Genomic DNA, 16,211 nt, shown 5'->3' with positions numbered 1-16,211 from the left:
TCATGGGGCGAAGCAACACGCAGCGGGATCTCACCGCGCACACCACATCGATCCGGTGCACCCCCGAGCTCCTGGACGGCATGACCGCCCTGGTCTGGGACTTCGGCGACTACCACTCGCCCATCCGCACGGCCTGGCGGGATTTGGGGAGCACGGCCTCAAAGAACGCGAAATGGATCAAGGATGTCCAGGAATCCGACCCCTTCCTGGTCCCCTATTCCATCGCTGTCACCGTGCTCCAGCAGATCACCGATGGCTACGTCTACCTGGACAAGTACCTGGCCTTCATGGTGACGCTCAACCCCGTGGAGCCCGACGCCCTCAGGACGGTCTTCACTTACCTGGAAGGCATCGTCCGCCGGATTCCTCTGGATGAGATCCCCTTCATGGATCCACCCACCTTGGCCCGACTGGTCGCGGACGTCGCTCCTGAGCGCCGAAGCCTGGCTAAGAACATCCTCCAAGAGGAAGACGGCAAGCCCGCCAGTCCGGACAGCTGGGCCTATGAGGCGGTGAAGTGGCACATCGCCAAGAAGCTGGCGGCAAAGCCCTTCCTCGACCGGGAAGTCGAGCCGGTCCGTGAGGCGTACGAGGCGACGAACGGCCAGGTGAAACACAGGACCGTCGGCTGGCAGCCCTCCGACAACGTCGCGGCCGTGCAGTACCGGCCCATCAGCAACGGTGACCTGATCGCCTGGGAACAGCCCATCGGCCCGGTCTTCGCCACCCTCGCCCACCCGGTCGACCTCGCCGAAGCGCTCAAGGCCCGTCCCGAGAACCCCACCCGCAGTCAAGTCCAGTACGCGCTGTCCCGCCTGTCGGTGAAGATGGCCACCTACACGGCCGAGCCGAACCCCGTCCTGAATCTTGACGCTCACATCCGGCGCATCAACAACACGGTGATCCACGCCAGCACCGTTCTCGTGGACCAGGGAACAGACCGGCCGATCATGTCTGTGTCCCTGGATGGGCGCGGTCTGCGGCAGACGAACAAGCATGCGCTGGAAATCCTGGCGAAGATGGACGCCGACCGGTCATCGCTCAACGCCATCGAGGAACGCGTCGCCGGTGAGCGCAGCCGCCTGAACGCCAGGGACGAAAATGGCAAGAGGATCGACATCCTGACTCCTCCTCCTGGCGCGATCAGGCCGACCATGCCGAAGACGGACTCCTTCGCTGTCGGTACCGGCGCCGGCATCTACCATCTCTCCCTGCTGCGGGAACACATCCAGCGAGTCTTCGGTGACGCCGTCTCCCTGCTCGACCTGAAGTCGAAGGGGAATGTCTTCGGTAAGCGTTCCCACGAGCCCGCCACCGCTGCCCAGGAGAAAGAGAAGAAACAGAAGAAGCAGGATGGCGAATACGTCGATCTCATCGGCAAGCCCTCCCCGGAGGGTATTCGCCGTTCCATCGAAGCGGCCGGATACAAGAAACTCCGCATCCTGTGCCTGTGGTACCGCGACGCGACCCTCACGCGGATGATCCACGGTCTCGCCCACCCCTACGGGCTGGACCCGGAGGGCATCGATCCGGACCCTGGCGGAAAGAAGTCCTTCCCGCTCGCGGACGGCATCGAAGCTGTCTTCTGCAACGCCGAATCCCTGCTGGAGCACGGCCCCGGCACTCAGCGCGCCACTGACGCCCAAAGGATCGCCGGCACCTTCGCAGAACCCGGCGTCCTCCTCGCCGCCTGGTGTGAAACAGAGATCCCGGTGCGCGGCGAGGAACACGAGGGCATGAAGCCCGCCGAAGTGAAGACCGCCCTGGCGGAGAACGACGCCAAGCACCAAGTCGTCCGGGAGCTCGCCAAGGCCGCAGTGCCGTCCCAATTCCTCGTCGGCCGCGAGTACGACCCGTTCACCAAGACCTTCACCATCATCAAGAGGCCCGCGAAAGCCTTCGAGGATCACCGCGTCTACATGGGTCTGCTGGACCTCTACCGTTCGTGCGGGGTCGTGGACGACCGCTTCGAGCGTGCCCTCTACCCCGGCGACGACCCCTACCCGCTGCCCCGCATGGCCTTCTGCGGCATCCACATCCGCAAGCAGGCCACGGACCGCAAGTACAAGGGCCAGCCCAAAAGGATCATCACCGCCAGCGTGATCATCCCCTCCCCTGAACCCGGCGGCCCGTGGCGCATGATCGGCTGGAGCAACATCCACCCGCAGTGGGAGCACTACGCCCTCGCACAGAGCAACTTCCACGCCGCCAACTACCCTCTTCACACTGAAAACGGCGACGGCGAAATCCAGCGCTGGGCACAGGCCGGTGAAGACGTCCGCACCGCCCTCCAAGAGCTCCACGACGAACTCGACGGCCTGCCCTACGCCTTGATGATCGACGGTCACGCCAGCCGCCGTGTATGGCCCGGCCTCCACAACAACAAGCAGGGCCTCGGAAAAGATCCCGGGGACCCGCGCCTCTGGCTCCCCGCAAGCGGACTGCCCCCGTCCTGGAATCCGGTCAGCATCATCCGCATGAACTGCGCGCAGGCGGAAATGCCCCGTCTGGTCGCCGTCACCGAGAAGCAGAAGAACGGCAAGACCGTCCCGCTCAAGACCTCCAGCGACCTCTACTACCCGGAAGCCCGGCCCGAAGGCCACCCCTGGTTCCTGTTCACCGAACCCCGCAACTACGGCAAGAAGCGCCATGGGCAGTGGAAGACCCGCTGGCGCGCCGACCCGGGGAAAGCATCGAAGAATGCCGACGAGCGCAAGGAGAACGAACTGAACGCACCCTGGTACAGCATGACCACCAGGGAGATCACCCCGATGCACACGCGGGACGGCTACGACCGAGAGATTCTCGCGGTTGCCGCGGCGCGGCTTTGTCACCAGGCGCTCTCCTGGTCAGACCGGACGCGATACCCGGCCCCGCTCCACGCCGCGCTTCAGATGGACCTTGGCCACCCCCAGTACCGACGCTCCGAGCCGAAGGACCCTGAGAGCATCGAAATCCTGAAGGAAGCCAGCGGCACCGACCTGTAGATACCGGGACGGCTCCGAGCCGTTCGGCGTGGCGGCCTCGAAGATGAGGCCGCCACGCCGAACGGCAGCAACGCTGGCCGCACTGCCCCTATGACGGGGTACCGCGATCTTCCGTCGATGGTTTGGACACCGCCTCCTGGTCGCGCTCTGAAGGCACACTGGCCAGTCGAGGGACTCGCCATATTCGCGAAGGCAAAGCCGTTCGGCGAGCTGAGCGAACGTGTGTGCCGTGTGGTCGGCCAGGCCCTACCACGCCCGGCATCCTTGCTCCCGGTGCTCCAGAGCCGGGAGTCCAAGCGTCAGTGTCCGTGCTGCCGGACGCCGCACTCTGTCATAGCCCCCTCCATGCGGAAGCCCCGTCGTGATGTTTCCGACGGGGCTTCGCCGTATCACCGACGCCCCTATAACAGGGGGACTCTGGAAACCGTCCTGACCAGGTTGAACACCTCGCGGGCGGCATATCGCTTGAGGCATCGAATGATCTCACGCCGGGTCTTGCCCTCCTGAGTGCGGCGTTCGTAATACGCCTGGGTGCACGGGTCGTGGCGCAGGCGGGTGAACACGATGCGGTGCAGGGCCGCGTTCGCCTGGCGGTCGCCGCCGTAGTTGAGCCGACGCGTGCTCCTACGGCCCAGAGGAACACTCGACGGGACTGACTCCGCAAAGGCCAGCAAAGGAAGCCTCCGTGTTCAGCCGCTCGGGGTTGTCTCCCATGGTGATCAGCAGGGTGACGGCGCTGTCCGGACCGATGCCCACCGGTACGAGTAGCTGTGGGGCGTGAAGTTCGACGAGCCGGGTTATGCGTTGGTTCAGCTCGTCGATCTGCCCGGTGAGCTGTTCGATGCGCTCGGCCAGCATGCGCAACGCCATGTGGGTGGCCTGGGCCACCACGTCATCGTCGCCCTCACCGTCACGTAGGCCCAGGCGCGCACAGGTGCGGAACAAGTCGGCATTGCCCAAGCTCGACAGCCGCTCCCGCAGTGCGGGGGCCGGCGATGACCAGAACGGCTTTGAGCTGGTTGATCGCCTGGGTGCGGGCCTTGACCGCGGAGTCCTTGGCGAGTTTGAACATCCGGGCGCTGTGCACCGGTCCGTCGCCGGCTTTTGCCCGGGAGCGGGCGCGACCGCTGAGCACAGCCCCGCATGTGGCTGCAGCGTAACCATCACCGCGTTGCCGGACGGCGGCGATCAGCTCCGTCTGGAGCGTTCGCCCAAGCATCGGGCCGTCAGCCGGCCGAGTCGACCAGCACCGCCAGCCCGGCGACGATCCCCATGACGAGGAGATTGACTAACACCGCGTACAGGATGCACAGCCACCCGACGACGATGGACGCCAGCGACAGCCAACGGCCCTCGACACCGTGCTTCTTGGCGCGGCGGCGCCCGATGTGCCCGGCGATGATGGCGACCAGCGCGCAGAGGATCAGCAGACTCAAGATGGCCGCCGAGTAGGTCACCGTGAGCCAGCCGCCCATGACGGAGCCGCTCGCGTAGACGACGCCGGCAAGGGCGGCCGACGCGCTCACCAAGGCGGGCTTGTTACGGGTCCGGCCGGCTGTCTGCGGTGAAGTGCTCATGATCGACACGATAGTGACCCTGGAGCGGGCGCTCGCGGACCGGCCGCCGCCAGCGGCACGGACACTCACCAGCAGCCGGAGTATGTCCAACTGCGCCTACTTCACGAGCCGGAGTCGCCGGAGGCGCCTCCGGGCAGGAAGCGCGTGGTCTCCGGCGTGGTCATCAACCGGGACGAGACTTCGTCACACACCTGAAAACAGCGGCGGAAGAGTCACCAGAGCCATCTGGCACTGCGAGAATGATCAACTGTGCTCGTCAGGGCACTGTGAAGGGGTGCGGGGACAGCGCGCTCGGTGGAGTGAACGGCAGGGGGCTCGGGTGGCGCGAGGCAGGCTGCGGGACCGGTTTCGGTACTGGTTCGACGGCACGATGGACCGGGGAACTCCGGCGCTGATCAGTTGGCTCGCGCTGGCCTCGGTCGTGCTCATCGTGCTGGTCACGACCCTGGTCGTAGCGCTCACCAACACCGACGCCGAGCAGAACGGCGGCTGGCTGGGCGTGGCGTGGATGAGCCTGCTGCGCACCCTCGATCCGGGCACCATGGGCGGCGACACCGGCGGACCGCTGTTCCTCGCCCTCATGCTCACGGTGACGATCGGCGGGATCTTCATCGTCAGTGCGCTCATCGGTGTCCTGACCACGGGCCTGGACCACCGGATCCAGAAGCTGCGCAAGGGCCGGTCACGGCTGATGGAACGTGGGCACACGATCGTGCTGGGCTGGTCGGACCAGATCTTCACGGTGATCGCGGAACTGGTCGAGGCGAACCAAAGCGAACGCCGGTCGTGCGTCGTGATCCTTGCCGACCGGGACAAGGTCGACATGGAGGACGCGATCCGCGCGCGGATCCCGAGACCGGCCGCACCCGCATCATCTGCCGCGCCGGCAACGCTCTCGTACGAACGGACCTGGAACTGGTCAGCCCGGACTCAGCCAAGTCGATCATGGTGCTGCCCCCGGTCGGTGACGACAGTGACATCGACGTCATCAAGGCCCTCCTGCTCCTGAACAGCCGGGTCTGGCGCGGCACACGGCCCACTGTCGTGGCCGCGGTCCAGGATTCGGAGAACGTCGCCGCCGCCCGCCTGGCCGCGGGTGACACCGCCCTAGTCATCGACGCAGACGACATCGCCGTCCGGCTCGTCGCCCAGTCGCACCGGCAGACGGGCCTGTCCAGCGTCTTCAACGAGTTGCTGAGCTTCGTCGGCAACGAGTTCTATCTGCGCGAGGAACCCGCCCTGGTCGGGTCCACCTACGGCGAGGCCCTCCACGCCTATGAGCTCGGAGTCCCGGTCGGTCTGCGCCGAAGCGCCGGAGAGGTGCTGGTCAACCCCGCGATGGATACCGTCATCGGCGCCGGCGATCAGATGATCCTGGTCGCCGAGGACGACCTGCTGATCAGGCCGGCCGAGACCGCGCCGGCCATCATCGAATCGGCGATCACCTCCGCACCCAGCCAGCCACCCACTCTCGACCGCACTCTTCTGATCGGTACCACCTCCCGTGCCACGAAGCTTGTCGGGCTTCTGGACAGCTTCGTGGAGCAGGGTTCAGTGCTGGACATCGCCTCACCGCAGCCGCCGAGGGAGGAACTGCGGGAGGGCCTGGAAAACGTCACGGTGGGGTACAAGCACTGCGAGCCAACGCGCCGATCGTCGCTGGAGGCCCTGGACCTGGGCAGCTACCAGCACATCGTCGTGCTCTCGGACGACACCATCGCCCCGGGCCCGGCGGACGACCGGACGCTGGTGACGCTGCTCCACCTCCGCGACATCGAGGACCGCCTCGGGGACCCGTACTCGATCGTCACCGAGATGAACGACGACAGCAACCGCGAGGTCGCTCAGGTCACCAAGGCCGACGACTTCATCGTCAGCACCAAGGTGATCACTCTTCTGCTGACCCAACTGACCGAGAACCAGAACCTCTACGCCGTGTTCACCGATCTCTTCGACCCCGAGGGCTCGGAGATCTATCTCAAGCCGGGGTCCAACTACCTTGTTCCCGGCGCCAAAGCCAATTTCGCCACCGTCATCGAGGCGGCCCGGAGGCGAGGAGAATCCGCCATCGGCTACCGGCTGGCAGCCCACGGCGACGAACCGCCGACCTACGGCATCTTCCTCAACCCGTCCAGGACAGCGCCGCTGGTGCTGAGCGAGGCTGACGCGGTTGTCGTGCTCGCCGAACGATGAGGCGAGACGACGGGCAGGAGTCAAGATCTGGTTCTTGTAGATCGCCGCACGAGCGGTCAGGTCACTGCCTCGTCTGCTGCACCCGAATGGACTGCAGCAGACCGACCGCCACCCACACCGCGAACATCGAGGAACCGCCGTAGGAGACGAACGGCAGCGGAATGCCCGCCACCGGCATGATGCCGAGCGACATACCGATGTTCTCGAAGGACTGGAAGGAGAACCAGGCGACGATACCGGCGGCGACGATCGTGCCGTACAGCTCCGTCGTCTCGCGGGCGATGCGACAGGCACGCCACAGGATCACTCCGATCAGGGCGATAATCAGGATCCCGCCCGCGAAGCCCAGTTCCTCTCCGGCGACCGTGAACACGAAGTCAGTCTGCTGTTCCGGCACGAACTGGCCGGTGGTCTGCGCGCCGTGGAAAAGGCCCTCGCCGGTCAGTCCGCCGGATCCGATAGCGATGCGGGCCTGGTTGGTGTTGTAGCCGACACCGGAGGGGTCCAGGCTCGGGTCGGCGAAGGCCGCGAAGCGGTTGATCTGGTACTGGTCGAGGAGATGCAGCTGCCACACGGCGACGGCACCGAGGATTCCGACGCTGAGCGGGCCGAAGACCCAGCGGCTGGAGGCGCCGGAGGCGAGCAGGACGCCGAGGATCGTGACCGCCATGACCATCGTCGAGCCGAGGTCGGGCATCATCATGACGACCATGATCGGCACGGCTGCCAGCCCCAGGGCCTGGATCACGGTGCGGCTGTCCGGGTACCTCCTGTCCCCCGCGTCGACCTGGGTTGCGAGGAGCAGCGCCATGCCCAGGATGATCGCGGGCTTCACGAACTCCGAGGGCTGGAGCGAGAATCCGCCGCCCAGGACGATCCAGTTGCGGTTGCCATTGATGGTGGCACCGAGCGGGGTGAGAACCAGCAGCACGCCGAGGAGCGAAAGGCCGTACAGAATCGGCACCGCGTTGCGCAGGGCGCGGTAGCCCAGCCAGATCGTGCCCATCATCAGGACGAACCCGATACCGAGGTTCATCAGGTGCCGAACGAGGAAGTAGTACGGGTCGCCCTGGTTGATCTCGGTGCGCTTCCGGGTAGCGGAGTACACCAGCAGCGAGCCGATGAACGACAGGGCAAGCGCCGCCAGCAGTATCGGCCAGTCCAGTCGGCGCACCACGGAGTCGCGCGCGAAGAGCCGCGTCCAGGTGGGGCGCTCGGGGCCGTAGCCCGAGACGGTGAAGGTGTTCGCACCGGTCATGTGAGCGTCCTCCGGCTTCCGCGCTCACGCGGCCGCCTGCGGGTAGTACGGTCGGCTGTGGTCGCCGAGCTTTCAGGATTGCCAATGGCCGCCCACGCACCGCCCGCGTGCAGGGATGGGGTAACCAGGCGGGCGGTGTGCGGCGGCCTTATACGTTGACGCCGAAGTCGGCCGCGATTCCGCGCAGGCCCGAGGCGTAGCCCTGTCCCACTGCGCGGAACTTCCACTCCGCACCATGCCGGTACAGCTCGCCGAAGACCATCGCGGTTTCCGTCGAGGCGTCCTCGGACAGGTCGTACCGGGCGATCTCCTGGCCGCCTGCCTGGTTGACGACACGGATGAACGCGTTGCGCACCTGCCCGAAGCTCTGTCCGCGTACCTCCGCCTCATGGATGGAGACCGGGAACACGATCTTCGCGACGTCGCCCGGCACGGCGGCCAGATTCACCTTGATCGACTCGTCGTCACCCTCACCCTCACCGGTCAGGTTGTCGCCGGTGTGTTCCACCGACCCGTCCGGGCTCCTGAGGTTGTTGTAGAAGACGAAGTGCTGGTCGGAGACGACCTTGCCGGAGGCATCGCAGAGCAGGGCGGAGGCATCCAGGTCGTAGTCCGCGCCGGTGGTGGTGCGCACGTCCCACCCCAGGCCGACCACTACCGCGCTCAGGCCCGGCGCCTCCTTGCTCAGCGACACGTTGCCGCCCTTGCCCAGGGAAACTCCCACGGCTCTTCCTTCCGACTGTGGGTCGTCTGTACGGTCACTGGCTTCAACGCCGACCCTACCGCGACGGTTCCTTGGATTGCGCAAAAGCTAAACTGTTCCTTCGGGTGGGTTTTCCGCCGATCCGGTCGACGCCAGTGAGGGCGAGGGTGGCTGTTGTTCTCCGATGTGGGTCCCTTGGAGCTAGTCACCCTGGTGGTTCTCGCCGTGCTGCTGTTCGGCCCCAACAAACTGCCGGAGATGATCCAGAACGTGGCCGGGTTCATCCAGAAGGTGCGGGAGTTCTCCGAAAGCACCAAGCAGGAGGTCCGTTCGGAACTCGGCCCGGAGTTCAACGATTTCGAGTTCGAGGACCTGCATCCGAAGACGTTCGTGCGCAAGCACCTGCTCGACGACGGTGATCTCGGGTTGGGCGAGATCCGCAGCGCTCTCGACCCGAGCGGCGGTTTCGCAGACGTCGCCGACGCGGTGCGCGCATCAGCCGGTGACGCTGGTGCCGGTGCAGTGGACGCGGGGCGCGTGCCCCTGACGAAGGCGGAACAGCTCGAACCGGCTGCACGCTCCGCGTTCGACCCCGACGCCACCTGAGTGGGAGCCGACGCGTGGCCTTCCCGCCCGCGCGATCCATTGAGACTTGCGCAACCTCTAAACTGTCGTCCGTGGAGACGACCGATGTGAGGGCCTGGGAGACGGCCATGCTCGCCGGCGGGCCGGCGGACGGCATGCGGATGCGGGTGTCCGGCCGGCCGCGAGTCATCCAGGTGACCTACGAATGCCAGGTGGAGGGCGCGCCGTACGGCGTGCGCGCGGAGGGCGTGTACGTCTACCGCCGGGACCACAGCGCGACCAGCGAACCATTGCGGTACGGCTTCGACATCGCCAGCCCCTGAGACGTACGAGGCAGCTGCCCCCGTGGTCGCCATGTTCCTCCGGGACCCGCCACTTCCTTGCTGCATTGCGCAACTGCACAACCCCCTGACGGGGTCAGCCGTCACCTCCGTATGAGTCGTACTGACGAGGGCACAGCGATGACGACCAGAGGCGATCACACGCCACCTGCCCGCCGCCGGCGCCGAGCAGAGCCGCCTCGCGGTCGTGGAGCGCACGGTGGCCGTGCGAGGCGAGGGCGCAAGCGCGGCCCGCTGCGCACGACGATGTTGATAGCCCTCACGGTGACCGTGCTCGGCGTGGCGGGCCTCGGCTGGATCTACCTGAAGCTAAACGGCGACATCAACACCTTCGACGGTGACGGCCTGTCCCAACACCGCCCGGCCTCCTCCAAGGGCGAGAACGTCCTGGTCATCGGCTCGGACGCACGCAACGACGGCAACAACGCACTCGGAGGCGGCAGCAAGGACGACATCGGCCGCTCCGATACCGCGTTCCTGCTGCACATCTACGCCGACCACCAGCACGCGATAGCGGTATCGATCCCACGTGACACGCTGGTCACCATCCCGCCCTGCAAACTGCCCGACGGCGGCTGGACAAGGACACAGGCCAACACCATGTTCAACTCGGCCTTTTCGGTTGGGCAGACGGAGAAGGGCAACCCCGCCTGCACCCAAAACACGGTCGAGGAACTCACCGGGCTGCGCGTCGACCACACCATCGTCGTCGACTTCAAGGGATTCGCGGCGCTGACGGACGTGGTGGGCGGGGTGAAAGTGTGCCTGCCGCAGGACATCTACGAGGGAGACCTCAATCCCCACCGCACCACCAAGGGTGCCCTGATCTTCCACAAAGGCGAGCAGACCGTGTCGGGGCAGAAAGCCCTCGACTACGTCCGCATCCGGCACGGCATCGGAGACGGCTCCGACATCGGAAGGATCAAGCGCCAGCAGGCGTTCGTCTCCAGCCTCCTCAAGCAGATCAAGAGCGACGGGTTCACTCCGACCAAGCTGCTGCCGCTCGCGAACGCCGCCGCCAAGTCCATGACCGTCGACCCCGGGCTGGGTACCGCGAGCAGGCTGCTCTCGTTCGCGATGAACCTGAAGGACATCGACCTGCACAACACCAAGTTCGTGACCATCCCCTGGCGCTACCAGGGCTCGCGCGTCGCTATCGTCGAGCCCGACGCCTCCCAGCTATGGGCCGCGCTCAAGGCGGACCGCACCATCGACGGCAAGAACGCCAGCGGCAAGAAGAGCACCGCCAAGCCGCCCGCATCCGCGACGCCGAGCGAAACCGTTCCCGGGGCCGGCGTCAACGTCGCCGTGTACAACGGCACCACCACCGACGGCTTGGCCGCGACAGCCGCGTCGACGCTCACCCAGCACGGTTTCACTGTCACCAGCACGGCCAACGCCAGCGACCGGCAGCACGCCACCACCGTCATCCAGTACGGCCCGGGCCTCGAACCCCAGGCCGAGACCGTCGCCAAGCTGTTCCCCGACGCAACGCTGGAGTCCATCGGCGGGCCGGTCGTCAACGTGCTCGTCGGCGCCTCCTACAAGGCCGGCGACGTCGGCTCGGCGACACCGACCGCGGTCCCCAGCTCGGTCGCGAACGAAGCCCGCTCCGCGGACGACAACCTGTGCTCCAACCTGTCCTATGGCGCCCGCGGCTGACGCTGCGTCCCCCTCCAGCCGCACCACCCGGCAACAACCTTCCGTGCTTTGGATTTCGCGCTCTGCTTCCGGCCTCCGACGCGAGGCCGGGGCACCGACTACGGAGTACCGTCTCGATGAACTGGTTCCACGCCACCGTCCTGGGCCTGCTGCAAGGACTCACCGAGTTCCTGCCCGTGTCCTCCAGCGCCCATCTACGGGTCTTCTCCGCCCTCGCCGGCTGGGGCGACCCGGGATCGGCGTTCACTGCGGTGACCCAGCTCGGCACCGAAAGTGCCGTGCTCATCTTCTTCCGCAAGGACGTTGCGTCCATCGTCAAGGCGTGGAGCGCGTCGCTGGTCGTCCGCGAGCGGCGCAAGGACCCTGACGCCCGTCTGGGCTGGTTCGTCATAGTGGGCACTGTGCCGATCGCGGCACTGGGCCTCGCCTTCCAGGACGCCATCGAAACGGGGCTGCGCGATCTGCGGATCACCGCGAGCGCCCTCATCGTCTTCGGGCTCATCCTGGCCTTCGCCGACCGCACCCGCGCGATCCGCGCCGCGAAGCCCATCAGCGAGCTGAACCTGCCCCAGGCCCTGGGCTACGGCTTCGCCCAGTCCCTGGCCCTCATCCCAGGCGTCTCCCGCTCCGGCGGCACGATCAGCGCCGGCCTGCTGATGGGGTACAGCCGGGAAGCCGCCGCCCGCTATTCCTTCCTGCTCGCCGTACCCGCCGTACTGGCCTCCGGCGGACTCGAACTACTGAAGATCGGTGAAGGAACGGCTCCGGCCTGGGGGCCGACCCTGTGGGCCACCTTCATCGCCTTCGCCTCGGGCTACGCGGTGATCGCATGGTTCATGAAGTTCATCTCGCAGCACAGCTTCACCGCGTTCGTCGTCTACCGCGTGCTGCTGGGTGTCGCGCTCCTCGCGCTCGTCACCTTCGGTGTACTCGCACCGGGCGCGGGTCCGCTCGGCTGATCCCCGACGGGGCCGTGGCGGGCGGTCCTACGTTGCCCGAATGTCTCGCTGATGGCGAGAACCAGTAGCCTTCCGTCGGCGTCGTAGGGCAGTGTGCCGACGGCCTGAACTGTGGGGGGACCACATGAGCAGCGAGATCTACTTCAGCAACAACTACCGTGACCTGTGCGAACGCAGTGGTACGGGGGCCGGTTTCCAGTTCGAGTTCTCGTGCTCCCGCTGCTATGACACCTGGCGCTCGCCCTTCGAGCCGTACGCCGGTGAGCGGGCCGCCACCTGGCTCGGCAAGGGCGTCGACATGGCCTGGAGCCTGCTGGGCCGGGCCGGCGGCGGGCTCACCTCCGCGGCCGACGGACTCGCGGGCGCCGGCTGGGGGCCCACCCGCGACAAGGCTTTCGAGCGGGCGATCGGCAATGCGCAAGGACACTTCAACCGCTGTGCGCGATGCACCCACTACGTCTGCGGGCGCTGCTGGAACGCGGCGCAGGGACTGTGCCTGAACTGCGCCCCGGACACCGCGGCCGAGGCCATGGCGGCCCAGCAGCGCGGCCTGAACGACATGGCCTCGCAGCGGGCGTACGCCGTGGGCCAACAGGCTGGGCAGGGGTACGACCCCACCACACCCAGGCAGCTGGTTTGCCCCCAGTGCCGCACCGAAACCCGCGGCGCCGCCTTCTGCTCCGGCTGCGGCTATCACCTGGCCCAGTCCACCGCATGCGCCTCCTGCTCCGCCGTCGTGCCGGACGGCGCGGCCTTCTGCCCGGGGTGCGGCACTCGGCAATAGCATGGTTCCCAGCTGGGTGGAGCGCGAAGGACGCACGGAAGCGCGCGGCTTCGCGTTCACCTCACGTGTTCGAGTCGGTCCTGCTGCTCGGCGCCGCACTCCTCGTGCTCGTTACGTTCGGCGTTCTCGCCCCTCCTCTTTCGATGCTTTCGTTGATCGTTGTTGAGGTTGCTCAGAGTAACTAGATTCTCTCCAACGGAACTGCCGGGCCCCGCAACGCACGTCGCGGCCGTTCACTGCGGTGCCACATCATCCAGGCAGGCCCGGCGCACCCCCGGGCCAGGGCCCCTGGCAGCCCTCGTACGCTTCTCCGATCGCTCACAGCGGAGGAGACGACGGATCCGATGATCGGCAGTTTTGTGGGGCTCGTGGTGATCCCCTTGGTCATGGCCGGGCTGGCCCGGTGGACGGCGGCAAGGAGGCGGCGCGACCTGGCAGCGGGCCGGGCCGTGCACTTCCGCTGCCGACTCGACGGCCGCAAGGGCCGACTGCTGGCCGACCCGCGCCTCGACGGGCCCGTCTTTCTCGACCGCTCCGGGAATGCCACTGACCTGCCGCGCGGCGGTGAGGCCCTGGACGCGACGGTCTCCACCACCGACCGGCACGCGTTCGAGAAGGTTGGCCTGCGCTACCGGACGCCCGAAGGACATGTGTTGCGGCTGGGCCTGGCCACGCACGACGCGAGGACCCTTGGCGCCTGGCTGGGCGAACAGCCCCGCCCGGCCCTCGCGGCCGCCCGGCGGCGGCTGCTGCCGGCCGTGCCGCTATCGGCGGTGCTGGCCCTCGCAGCGTCCCTGTTGGTGGGCCTGGCCGCCGCGGACGTCGCGCTACTCGGGAAGCACACCGCCGCCGAGGTCGTCCGTGTGAATCGGGACGAGGACAGTTGCACCGTCGGGTGGGATGGCGGCTCACAGCGGGCGACCCTGGACTGCGACACGGCAGGTGTCCGTTCCGGCGACCGAATCCCGATTATCGCCCTGCCCTGGCCGTTCCTAGGTGAGGGTGTGGACACGAGGACCACCCTGAGCGTGGTCGCGGTGCTCGGAGGCAGCCTCGGCCTGCTCGGCCTTGGCGGTGCGCTGGTGGTCAACCCGCTGGCCTGCGCCCGACGCGTCCGGCTGGCGCGCCGGGCCGGGCCGGCGGTCCCCCCGCAGGCGGCCGCGGGCGACGGGGAGGGTGAGGACAGGTGGCCCGCCCTCGAGGACGACCTGAGCTACGCGAGCCTGGCCGCCGCGGCCCGGCACGGCGATCGCCATCGCCCGGGCCCCCGGGTGACCCCGCCGCGCCGCGGCTTCGGCCGCACGTCCGTGTCGCCGCGCAGCTGGGTGCTGACCACCGTCCTCGGCACCGGCGCCTGGTACTTCCTGCTGTTCTCCTCAGCCGCCATCCTCGACGACCACTTCCACCTGGGGCACTGGCGCTTCCTCGTGCTCGGTACGGTCGGCATCGCATCCCTCGCCCGGATCGGCTGGGTCGCTGTCGACCGCTCCGCCCTCTGCGGTCCGGTACTGCGTGCCGCGCGTTCGGGTGCCGGAGAGGGCGCATGGCAGCCCATGCGCTACGTCCGGCTAAGCCGGGGTCCCGGCGAGATGGTGCTGGTCCTGTTCCGACCGGAGGGCGGGGAGGTGGCGGCGCCGCTGTTCTTCCAACCGATCTCCCCATCCCGCGGCAGTGGGCGCCGCACCATCGGCGGCCCCGCTTCGGTGGGCGAGGCCCTGGTGCGCAACACCGGCGTGGGGCCGCTGATCTGCGAGATCGACGGCATCCTCTACCTCCCCAGAGGCCGTGCGACCGAGGCCGCGGCCGACCCCGCACGAACCCGCAGCGAACTGCGCAGCTTCGCCGAGAGCCACCTCCGGCCGGTCGGACGGAGCTAGTTCAGACGGGTGACGTGGCGTCATCCGGCCGCACAGGCTGGAGACAGCAGAGAAGCATCGGCGGTGCTTCTCGTCACCGGCTACGACCTAGCGCTGGTCATCACCGACCTGACCACGCCGGCCTCGGCGCTGATCGCCCGCTACGCGTGGCGGTGGTCGATCGAGGTCACCTTCACCGAGGCCGGCGCCCTGCTCGGAGCCGGTCAAGCCCGCAGCCGCACCCGACGCGCGGTCGAGCGGACCGTCCCCTTAGGCCTGTACTGCTACACGATCACCCTGGCCTGGTACGCGCTGCACGGCCGCCAGCCGAGCGACGCCGCCGAGCGACGCGAGCGCGCCCCCCTGGGTACACCACTAAAACCGACCCGTCCGTCTCGGACATGGTCGCCAAGCTCCGCCGGGTCATCACCGCCGCCCGATTTCTGCCCACCCGACCAGGCCGACCCACCGATCAGGAAATCCGCGCCGTCCAACAGGCACGGGCTGCAGCCAACCTCGACACCGCCGCGGTCTGATCACTCCAAACCTGTCAGAGCGACGAAAGTCGAGCTTGCCCTGGAGCCGGACCAATGGGGTAAGTACTCCGTACAGCCAGCGGATCGGCCCCGAGCGCGGCACCCACGTCTGGAGGGCCCATCAGAGATCGCGCGCGGACCGGCGGGCAGGACGGCCCTCAGGTTCCGCCGCGGAACTCTCTTCGAGCCGCCCGAGCACGAACGGCAGGACTCCCCGCTCCAGCAGGGCCAGCTCCCACTCCTCACGTGCCCGCGCCGCGCCCGTGACCGCATCCTCGGGTACGTCAGCCTGATCGGCCGCCCGGTTCCGAGCGGCCGCCACGATGAGGTACGCGAGATCCCCGATCGCCCTCCCACGGCCACGGCCCCAGCGATCAGACCCGACGTGATCAGCCCCTCGCCGATGTAGGGGCGCCCTCCACGTTCCAGCAGGACGAACCCGATGATCCGGAAGGCGACTGCGGCAGCGGCGGCCAGGCTCGGCACGAGCACTGCCAGCACCGGCAACAGGCCGCCGCCGGCTCTCGACACACCGGGTTCCGGTCCGTAGCTTGCGCTGCTGTCTTTCGTCCTGGCGGCCGCATCGGCCCGCGCCTCGACCAACTCGCGATATTCGACAGCCGCAGCGGCAACGATGTCGTCCCGCGCCTGGAGCGCTCGCGTACGCAGCCGTCCCCGGTCGAGCGTCCCGCCAGGGCGACGCAGCGCGTCAGTGACCTGCCGGGACTGCAACCCCTGCTCCAGAAGCCGCTCGAACGTCGCGCGGACTT

Annotated in this window: 14 protein-coding genes; 10 read left to right on the top strand and 4 right to left on the bottom strand. The window is 67.6% G+C overall.

What is annotated here, in order from left to right; translation table 11 throughout:
* Positions 1–2: 2 nt before the first annotated feature.
* Positions 3–2,987, top strand: a complete 2,985-nt coding sequence (locus ACQPXS_RS35955) for an RNaseH domain-containing protein (RefSeq protein WP_433453665.1) — start codon at positions 3–5, stop codon at positions 2,985–2,987.
* Between the two features lie 624 nt (positions 2,988–3,611).
* Here the strand turns inward: ACQPXS_RS35955 and ACQPXS_RS35950 are convergent.
* Both ACQPXS_RS35950 and ACQPXS_RS35945 read right to left on the bottom strand, forming a co-directional pair.
* A complete protein-coding gene (locus ACQPXS_RS35950; RefSeq protein WP_433453663.1) occupies positions 3,612–3,947 on the bottom strand; it encodes a transposase in 336 nt (111 codons plus the stop codon).
* A 266-nt stretch (positions 3,948–4,213) separates the two neighbouring features.
* A complete protein-coding gene (locus ACQPXS_RS35945; protein ID WP_433453661.1) occupies positions 4,214–4,564 on the bottom strand; it encodes a DUF4190 domain-containing protein in 351 nt (116 codons plus the stop codon).
* Between the two features lie 319 nt (positions 4,565–4,883).
* Here ACQPXS_RS35945 and ACQPXS_RS35940 point away from each other — a divergent pair, with 319 nt between their 5' ends.
* Both ACQPXS_RS35940 and ACQPXS_RS35935 read left to right on the top strand, forming a co-directional pair.
* Entirely contained in the window at positions 4,884–5,573 is a 690-nt protein-coding gene (locus tag ACQPXS_RS35940) for a hypothetical protein (protein WP_433453660.1), read from the top strand.
* The gene (locus tag ACQPXS_RS35935; RefSeq protein ID WP_433453658.1) at positions 5,510–6,757 is read left to right on the top strand and encodes a CASTOR/POLLUX-related putative ion channel; all 1,248 of its coding nucleotides are present in this window, start codon (positions 5,510–5,512) and stop codon (positions 6,755–6,757) included. Before ACQPXS_RS35940 ends, ACQPXS_RS35935 begins: the two co-directional genes overlap by 64 nt.
* 61 nt (positions 6,758–6,818) lie before the next feature.
* Here ACQPXS_RS35935 and rodA read toward each other — a convergent pair whose 3' ends face one another.
* Together rodA and ACQPXS_RS35925 are read right to left on the bottom strand one after the other, a co-directional pair.
* Positions 6,819–8,015 carry a rod shape-determining protein RodA gene (gene rodA / locus ACQPXS_RS35930; RefSeq protein WP_433453656.1) on the bottom strand — a complete coding sequence of 399 codons (1,197 nt, stop codon included), beginning with the start codon at positions 8,013–8,015 and terminating at the stop codon, positions 6,819–6,821.
* Positions 8,016–8,163: 148 nt separating this feature from the next.
* Positions 8,164–8,739, bottom strand: a complete 576-nt coding sequence (locus tag ACQPXS_RS35925; protein WP_383669976.1) for a TerD family protein — start codon at positions 8,737–8,739, stop codon at positions 8,164–8,166.
* Between the two features lie 153 nt (positions 8,740–8,892).
* Here ACQPXS_RS35925 and ACQPXS_RS35920 point away from each other — a divergent pair, with 153 nt between their 5' ends.
* The 7 genes from ACQPXS_RS35920 (at position 8,893) to ACQPXS_RS35890 (ending at position 15,441) form a co-directional block, all read left to right on the top strand.
* Positions 8,893–9,324: a sec-independent translocase gene (locus ACQPXS_RS35920; protein WP_433453654.1), complete on the top strand. Its 432-nt coding sequence runs from the start codon at positions 8,893–8,895 to the stop codon at positions 9,322–9,324.
* 71 nt (positions 9,325–9,395) lie between these two features.
* Positions 9,396–9,626, top strand: a complete 231-nt coding sequence (locus ACQPXS_RS35915) for a hypothetical protein (RefSeq protein ID WP_433453653.1) — start codon at positions 9,396–9,398, stop codon at positions 9,624–9,626.
* A gap of 138 nt (positions 9,627–9,764) precedes the next feature.
* Positions 9,765–11,306, top strand: coding sequence for an LCP family protein (locus ACQPXS_RS35910; RefSeq protein ID WP_433453651.1), 1,542 nt, complete (start codon positions 9,765–9,767; stop codon positions 11,304–11,306).
* Between the two features lie 116 nt (positions 11,307–11,422).
* Positions 11,423–12,265 carry an undecaprenyl-diphosphate phosphatase gene (locus ACQPXS_RS35905; protein ID WP_433453649.1) on the top strand — a complete coding sequence of 281 codons (843 nt, stop codon included), beginning with the start codon at positions 11,423–11,425 and terminating at the stop codon, positions 12,263–12,265.
* Between the two features lie 124 nt (positions 12,266–12,389).
* On the top strand, positions 12,390–13,049 hold the full coding sequence (locus ACQPXS_RS35900; RefSeq protein ID WP_433453648.1) for a zinc ribbon domain-containing protein: 660 nt from the start codon (positions 12,390–12,392) through the stop codon (positions 13,047–13,049).
* Between the two features lie 344 nt (positions 13,050–13,393).
* Positions 13,394–14,926 carry a hypothetical protein gene (locus ACQPXS_RS35895; protein ID WP_433453646.1) on the top strand — a complete coding sequence of 511 codons (1,533 nt, stop codon included), beginning with the start codon at positions 13,394–13,396 and terminating at the stop codon, positions 14,924–14,926.
* Positions 14,927–15,306: 380 nt separating this feature from the next.
* Positions 15,307–15,441, top strand: a complete 135-nt coding sequence (locus ACQPXS_RS35890; RefSeq protein WP_433453644.1) for a hypothetical protein — start codon at positions 15,307–15,309, stop codon at positions 15,439–15,441.
* Positions 15,442–16,211 lie beyond the last annotated feature (770 nt).

Source organism: Streptomyces sp. CA-142005, from assembly GCF_050942335.1.
Lineage (GTDB): Bacteria > Actinomycetota > Actinomycetes > Streptomycetales > Streptomycetaceae > Streptomyces.
The sequence above is the reverse complement of the archived record's forward strand: the minus strand, read 5'-3'. Positions and strand labels throughout refer to the sequence as shown.

What these genes read in the sequence shown, in the direction of transcription:
- ACQPXS_RS35955 (WP_433453665.1), top strand. Translation starts at nt 3, where the DNA reads ATGGGGCGAAGCAACACGCAGCGGGATCTCACCGCGCACACCACATCG.
- ACQPXS_RS35945 (WP_433453661.1), bottom strand. Translation starts at nt 4,564, where the DNA reads ATGAGCACTTCACCGCAGACAGCCGGCCGGACCCGTAACAAGCCCGCC.
- ACQPXS_RS35935 (WP_433453658.1), top strand. Translation starts at nt 5,510, where the DNA reads ATGGTGCTGCCCCCGGTCGGTGACGACAGTGACATCGACGTCATCAAG.
- rodA (WP_433453656.1), bottom strand. Translation starts at nt 8,015, where the DNA reads ATGACCGGTGCGAACACCTTCACCGTCTCGGGCTACGGCCCCGAGCGC.
- ACQPXS_RS35910 (WP_433453651.1), top strand. Translation starts at nt 9,765, where the DNA reads ATGACGACCAGAGGCGATCACACGCCACCTGCCCGCCGCCGGCGCCGA.
- ACQPXS_RS35905 (WP_433453649.1), top strand. Translation starts at nt 11,423, where the DNA reads ATGAACTGGTTCCACGCCACCGTCCTGGGCCTGCTGCAAGGACTCACC.
- ACQPXS_RS35900 (WP_433453648.1), top strand. Translation starts at nt 12,390, where the DNA reads ATGAGCAGCGAGATCTACTTCAGCAACAACTACCGTGACCTGTGCGAA.
- ACQPXS_RS35895 (WP_433453646.1), top strand. Translation starts at nt 13,394, where the DNA reads ATGATCGGCAGTTTTGTGGGGCTCGTGGTGATCCCCTTGGTCATGGCC.
- ACQPXS_RS35890 (WP_433453644.1), top strand. Translation starts at nt 15,307, where the DNA reads ATGGTCGCCAAGCTCCGCCGGGTCATCACCGCCGCCCGATTTCTGCCC.